Source organism: Vibrio sp. YT-15 (genome assembly GCF_033337445.1).
Taxonomy (GTDB): Bacteria; Pseudomonadota; Gammaproteobacteria; order Enterobacterales; family Vibrionaceae; genus Vibrio; species Vibrio alginolyticus.
In genome coordinates, this window is sequence record NZ_JAWOQR010000013.1 from 128,131 (window position 1) to 134,556 (window position 6,426).

Below are 6,426 nucleotides of genomic sequence, written 5' to 3' on the forward strand. Positions count from 1 at the left end.
TGAAGGATATGGAAAAGCAGGGAGAATGGATCGAGGGAATAAAAGCTTGAATAGCTTGCTGGTGGAACAGGGATGGAGAATTGTTTTAAGGGCGGCGCAGCCATATAGCTGCACCATCAATTAAACGTATCTTACGGCGGCAGTAACGCCATCGAACTGGGTACCCGTAAGATTGAGCCGCATCCGACTAATTAAGTTACTGACCGCGTTAAATAAGTCACTGGCTTCTCGGGGTTCACAAAACATACAAAATGTATCGCCTTCAAACCTTGAGCTAATTTCTCTATTAACCGATAACAGGGATAGGGCCTCTTGGATGTTCTTTTCATTTACGGTTTTCTCCGTCGCGGCATAATTTTCAAAAGTGATTTTGGCCGTGAACGGCATGTTTGCTTTTGCACGATTAGCCGCGACTTTCTGCGGGTTATAAACGTAAGCCGCGTATAACACATATGGTTGGGCTGACTCAGGCGTTACAACGACCGCATAAACCACGTCAGAACTAACCATAAAATCTTGGGTCAAGGCTTCTTCGGCGTCCAAACGACAGGTGAACGTTTTGTCATTAATCACTTGAAAAGTTGATGATGGGCCTAGTGCCTGAACGCCCGTTTTTGAACAGACCTTATTCATTCGTGATACACGAAATAAAGCATGTTCCTTATCAGTAATCTCCAGAGAATCTCCAGTTATAGGAACATCTATGGTGTGAACGTCCATAAAGCCATTAACATTTAAATGGTTGATATTAAGTTCATACATCACACTTTTCCTCTTGAACAATTTTTCTGAATTGGACCAAACCACCTTGATCAAAGAAAAACTGGAGCCCGGCAGCTCGACATCTCCGGTTAAGTTCAGTCTCTTGCTTTTCCGTATTAGCAAATGACTGTAGCTGGTCAACAACCCGACCTGGGCTCAAGTGACCAAGCTTTTCAGATGCACTCATTTCTTGTTCAGACATGCACGGTACATCTTTTAAGCTTCGTAGAATTTTGTAAGCATCATTACGTGGAATTTTACGGGCTATCATATGTCTACTCTCACTCTGATAGTATTTGGCCTGCTGAGCAGGCCATCTTTTTTAAGCCAATTTCAAACCTGTCCAGAAGGAGTCATCTACTGCTGGTTCTTCTTCAATGACGATTTCAGGTATAGATGGAACCATTTGGGGCGCTGGTGTGCCTTTAACAACTTCATTAGGGCTTGTTTCTCGCATTAACGAGTAGGCATCACGATTACTAAAGCGCTTAGAGGAAACTAACTCTTGGCCTTTAGCCAATGCAGATTCAAAGACAGAAAAAGTGTCTACGTCTCGCGGTTTACTATTGGTACCGATTCGGCCATAACGACGTGTAACAGCAAATGAATCTATACCGCGTTGGACAATCGAAACCTCATAGAACTTATGCTTGTTCTCTGAACTGTTCGTGTGTTCAAGGTACCACTGGTAAACAACCTGTTCTTTCATGAATATATCCCCAATTCGTTTTGATTTTTATATGGTTGCACACTCCGAATATCGCGCAAATGCACGCTTAGACGCCCATGCCGAAACACGTACAGGTAGCATGTAGCAATAGACTGAACAGATTATTGCAAACCCGGTAAGGAGCATTAGTTCGGTCAAAGCCTGGCTGAACTGCAATTCTCCAGTCAGGTAGTTGGAGAAATGTCGAAAAGTAGGGGTTAAGACAGTATCAACACTCTGGGCGATCGACACTGACATCGAGACTATCGATAGAAAGATCCACGGTGTTTTGGAAATACTTTCAGTTGGACGGTTTTGATGTTTATAGGCACACATCAGGCCGATAAGCGACCAAAGTAAATAATTAATGGCAGTAAGCATTGTTGTCTCCAACGTAGTTAAATTTTACCCGTAACGGGTGCATGAATTTCATTTCTGTTTGTTCTTGATGTCTTCTATGGGACGTCAATGGTGTCTTCTGTGACATCAGAAACCGCGGCCACACTCTGTGCCCAGAAGGGCTTTTGGCAAAAAAAGTTCTCTGCGACTTCAATTAAGTCTCCGTAGACATCTTTATGAGGTCGAAATACGCATGTAGATCTTGTTGTAATCTTCGTGCGAGCAACACATCCAAGGTTCTATGCCATTAGGTGTTTCAGCCATCAACATCCGGTACCGACTGCCAATTTTGAACGACAGCACTTTTCGATTAATCGTCAGTCGTTTCGCTTCAAATTCACCAGTTGGTGTTCCAGAAGCAATTTGCTGAGTAATGTTTCTGGCCTTCTTTGCTATCTCGGGTGGCATCCCTGATAAGCTCTTCTTAAAAGTTCGCGGTAAATTGCCAATTTTTATTGATAGGTGTTTGCCCATTTTTCATTCTCCAGTTCGTTTCAACATTTAAGGTGTGGCGCCGGGTTACAGGAATTTTCCTGATACATGGTTTCCGTGTTGATCGCAGGGATAACCATCCGAATCCATGTCGAAATGCATTTCACCGCACTCCCAACAACTGATGGTTGAATTGAACTGGTAGATGTCACCCGTAGACGCGTGAAAATCCTGGCTGGTTCTACTGCCAATTTCAGCAAGCTTTGCCATGTCCAATGAGCTCACGTCTTGAGGAAGATCGTCGTTTATTGCAAGAGCGGTAATTGCTCGCTTAACCAGTGACAATAAGAAGGCATCTTGACTTTGTTGAATCGCTAAGCGCTTACACCAAAGCTTTGTTAAAGCACCAATTGAAGTGCCGTCTAGCTCTTCGTCGAGTACAAATATTGAAGCTGGGATCGCTTCATCAACATCTGCGCTTTGCGGGAGGGATACAGAGCATCCTTCAATTGCTTCTATAAGCATATCGATGGTGCCATTGAATTCGCCAGTTGCGGCAACCACGTTGGCCAACTGGTGAGGAAGAGCGTTGCGTAGTATTTGTGGTACATTTTGCATATTTAAAATCTCAGTCGTTTGTTATCTGATATTTCAAATACTGCGGTCAAAACGAGATCGCGCAACTCCCTGGGCAGATACTAAAAGAGCCGCGTAATTGCAGCTCTTTTATCAAATAGAAGTTGGTATTAATTCGTCACTCTAAAAGTAGCTATTTCGGAAAACCTAACTGTAGACTCTGTGTATTTGCCTGACGGTGAGCTAAAACCGCTTGAGCCGCAATAGTAGGATGGTAAGTTGTTACCGTATAAACGTTCTCCGGTACCATTTGAACCAAGCACATAAGCCGATAGATATTTTGCAGCATGACTAGCCATGCCGGTTGCATTAAAGCCGGGGTTCCCGCATTGAGATTGCTCGGACGAAGTGACGCCCCACGGTACAATTATAACGTTAGCGTTTGTTTTTTTTACTCGATCTAAAGTACCTGTGATATTGCCTTGACCTGGCACGTAGGCATCCGCACAAACGAGTAAGGTTGTTTGGCCAAAATCCGTCTTGACCGTTTTTAAGTCTTCGACTTTTCCTGGTGTGTAACTGCATTTTGTTTTGTTTAGGTATCGTTTGCAGTTATCGGGGTCAAACGCATTACCTAATACGTTCACTTTGCGATGATGGAGAACTATTTCTCCATCAGGATTAATGAGTATTCCACTATCATAGACGTTATAAGCTCCGGGTAAACTGCCTGCTCCAGCGCGCTCAGCTCTCTCTGCAAGGCCAACGGCAACCCAAATATTTAAGCTAGATGCAATCTGGGCAAACTTCTCACTGTATTTTCCGGGTATTGGTTCTGCCTGCATAAATGCATTGGGATTTAGCCAGCCAAAAACAGAGCTCTCAGGGAAAATGACCAGTTCGGCGCCAGCGGCTTTGGCGCGAGAGGCAAGAAGCTTCATTTTGAAGAAATTACCTACGTCAGATGATTTGAGTTGAACCGCGGAAAACGTAAATGGTTTTGCTGGTGGTTCGGGCGAAGCGTTTGTCATGTTAGCGAATAGCATTACAGCACCGCACAAAAGAAGTCTGATTCTCATTTATTCACTTAAATTTGTTGTCCATAAATTTCAATCATTGTTGAATAGCCTTAGTCCCTCGGATGCGTTCTTTCCCTCTGCCGTTGCAACTGCCACACGGAGGCGAACCATTAGAGTCATAATACCCACTGCCATTGCAGGAAGTGCACGGAACTAGTATCCAACCATAAATAAACCGGAAGTAATATTCTTTTCTCGATGCCTTTCTTTCGTGAAACGTAGTCAAAACCATTTTCCTTTTAATTTAGTGTCTGGAGAAACTTTGTTGTTACTGCGAAGGCATAATCGATCGAGCTTTCCAACAGTTCATGATTTAGTTGTTCACCCGCTTCACTTAACTTGTGATCAAGTGCAGAAATGAAGTTTTTTACTGTCAGAGATTTCAAATCGTCGTTACAAACCGGCAATTTAATATATCGGCCGGCGCAATTGATTTTTAGCACGTGGTCGTTATCAGTAGATGACCATTCTTTATTGAACTTATTACAGCCTGATTCGCGTAACTTTCTATTAATGAATGGCAGATGACTACTCTCAATGGATTCAAGTACGGTAGCAACCTTAGTCACGGATGCAGCTACATCCAACGCGTGTTGAGTTCTCTGGTTTTCAATGTCCTGATCGCGTTTGACCATAGCGGCTTGAACGTCGGTGATTGAAACGCGGCCACCGATCAAATCGGAAAATGTAGGCAATGCCGAACGGCTTGAATAACCAAACTCAATGTTATGGATGTTCGTCAAGATTGGTTCTAGTAGATCTGATGCATCACTATCGATTAGCGTGCTGACCACCAACTCAACAGGAGTTTTTGAGTCGAATATTGCCTTGTTCATGATGATAAAAGCCATTCTTCTCGACTGATAATCGATGCGGTTAAGTAGATGGTTATAAGCTTCATTCATTTTTTCTAGTGTTGGGGTGTCAGCTCGCATGAACCATCCGTGTAAGCAATCTGATAATTTCGTGCATTGTTCTTTTGCCGTTGATGCCCGGCGATAAGCGAAAACAGCGCTAAAGGCTTTCTGACCAATTCGGGCTTTTAGTGTTTCATCAAAGCTGGTGGCGAGTTCAATGAGCCTAGCTGTCTTGTGATGTCTAAAGAACCATGTATCAAAGGCCAACCACTCTGCAGCTGCGTAGTGGGTATCATCGTGCATTGGAACAGGAAAATCACCCAGCAGGTGTCGGGCTGCCAGTTTTGCCGCATTTTTTTTCTTTGTTGAGCTTAACCCGGCATCCTGCTTTGACAATTTATTTGCCAGATGCTCAAGGATGTCTTTCATTGGATCAGTGCTGCAGCGGTTAGCCCGGATTAAGCGCCTAGCCAAAGATAGGGAATCACTGCACTCGTAGTTTGGTAATGTGCTGTCTTGAAAATAATCCTCGGTATTTGCGTCGAAGGTTATTTCAGTTGAGTCTTGTAACTGGCGAACAACCGAAGACACGTAGGCATCCGATCCGTTCGGTAGCAATTTCTTGATCGGAATATTTACCGATTCGCCGGCATCATCGATGCAAACTGCACTTTTCGCGTTCTTCTTCTCAAGCTTGAAAATAGAACCATCAGGCATTTTAATGTTGTCACCAATCGCCACTTTGACCCATGAAAGTGCTTTTTCATACTGTGTACCTTCACCTACTAGCATTGTTCCCATGACAGCCTCACTTAACAGATTGTGGATATTGGTTTTGAGTAATTCGCTTTACGGCTGCACTTATTACCTCGTGCTCGGATTCCGAAAGCAGGCGGTCAAAGTGTTGGAAAGGTAAGTCCGTTTCTGTGCTAAGAGCTTGAACAAAATCAACATACTCACTGTCATCGTTAACATTTAGCCAGTGTTCGCGCATATTTTCCTTGGTTTCTGGTTGTACGCTGCCGAATTTAACTAGGTCGCAGTATTGTTGCTTATGAAGAGAGATCCCCTTAAGTGTTAAATCAGACTTCAAACGATACGGTTGCCCTGTGAGGTCAGACCAAAAGGGCTTACGTGTGTGAGTAGAATAAAGTCTCACACTGAGGAATAAAGATTCATACTGAGTATTAAAGTACCATACTAAAATGGCAGCGTTCGCATCGGTTCTCTGCCATTTCTAAAACGTTTTTGCCCCATTCCTTCTTAGACCTTGTATCTACTTCAAATTGCAGGCTTCCGTTTAAGGTTACTTTACCTAATGGCGGACATCAGTAATCTATTGGGTTCCTTTTCTCTGTGGCTTTTTAAGCGGATAACTTTTTTCAATGGTGCCGCGTACTTTGAACGTTAACATAGAGGCTCAGGGCGCTATTTTACCCCCTTAAAATAGGCAAAATGAGGGTTTTTAAGATCTTGATTTTTAGTGTTTTTATTTTGGTGATGTGATGTGGCTTTGATGGTAGTGTTGCGTCCAGAGAAGTGGCCCCCAATTTTCGGACATGACTTTAAGTGGTCGATCTGTTTTGATAGTACCCAACAATACAGGGACAGA

8 protein-coding genes are annotated in these 6,426 nt (G+C 43.4%); all 8 read right to left on the reverse strand.

All coding sequences use genetic code 11. The features are described from left to right. Nucleotides 1-120: 120 nt before the first annotated feature. Nucleotides 121-762 carry a hypothetical protein gene (locus R7D93_RS20300; protein ID WP_053409812.1) on the reverse strand — a complete coding sequence of 214 codons (642 nt, stop codon included), beginning with the start codon at nucleotides 760-762 and terminating at the stop codon, nucleotides 121-123. After that, complete coding sequence (locus R7D93_RS20305) at nucleotides 755-1,033, reverse strand: hypothetical protein (protein ID WP_053409813.1); 279 nt, start codon at nucleotides 1,031-1,033, stop codon at nucleotides 755-757. Before R7D93_RS20305 ends, R7D93_RS20300 begins: the two co-directional genes overlap by 8 nt. 51 nt (nucleotides 1,034-1,084) lie before the next feature. After that, the gene (locus R7D93_RS20310) at nucleotides 1,085-1,471 is read right to left on the reverse strand and encodes a WGR domain-containing protein (protein WP_225477867.1); all 387 of its coding nucleotides are present in this window, start codon (nucleotides 1,469-1,471) and stop codon (nucleotides 1,085-1,087) included. A gap of 573 nt (nucleotides 1,472-2,044) precedes the next feature. Then, nucleotides 2,045-2,344: a hypothetical protein gene (locus tag R7D93_RS20315; RefSeq protein WP_053409816.1), complete on the reverse strand. Its 300-nt coding sequence runs from the start codon at nucleotides 2,342-2,344 to the stop codon at nucleotides 2,045-2,047. Between the two features lie 45 nt (nucleotides 2,345-2,389). Next, nucleotides 2,390-2,920, reverse strand: a complete 531-nt coding sequence (locus R7D93_RS20320; RefSeq protein WP_225477865.1) for a hypothetical protein — start codon at nucleotides 2,918-2,920, stop codon at nucleotides 2,390-2,392. A gap of 128 nt (nucleotides 2,921-3,048) precedes the next feature. Continuing rightward, complete coding sequence (locus tag R7D93_RS20325) at nucleotides 3,049-3,957, reverse strand: carbon-nitrogen hydrolase family protein (RefSeq protein WP_225477862.1); 909 nt, start codon at nucleotides 3,955-3,957, stop codon at nucleotides 3,049-3,051. Between the two features lie 239 nt (nucleotides 3,958-4,196). After that, a complete protein-coding gene (locus R7D93_RS20330) occupies nucleotides 4,197-5,615 on the reverse strand; it encodes a hypothetical protein (protein ID WP_225477860.1) in 1,419 nt (472 codons plus the stop codon). Nucleotides 5,616-5,622: 7 nt separating this feature from the next. Continuing rightward, nucleotides 5,623-5,907 (reverse strand): hypothetical protein, encoded by a 285-nt coding sequence (locus tag R7D93_RS20335; protein WP_225477858.1) that lies wholly within the window; start codon nucleotides 5,905-5,907, stop codon nucleotides 5,623-5,625. Nucleotides 5,908-6,426: the final 519 nt, after the last annotated feature.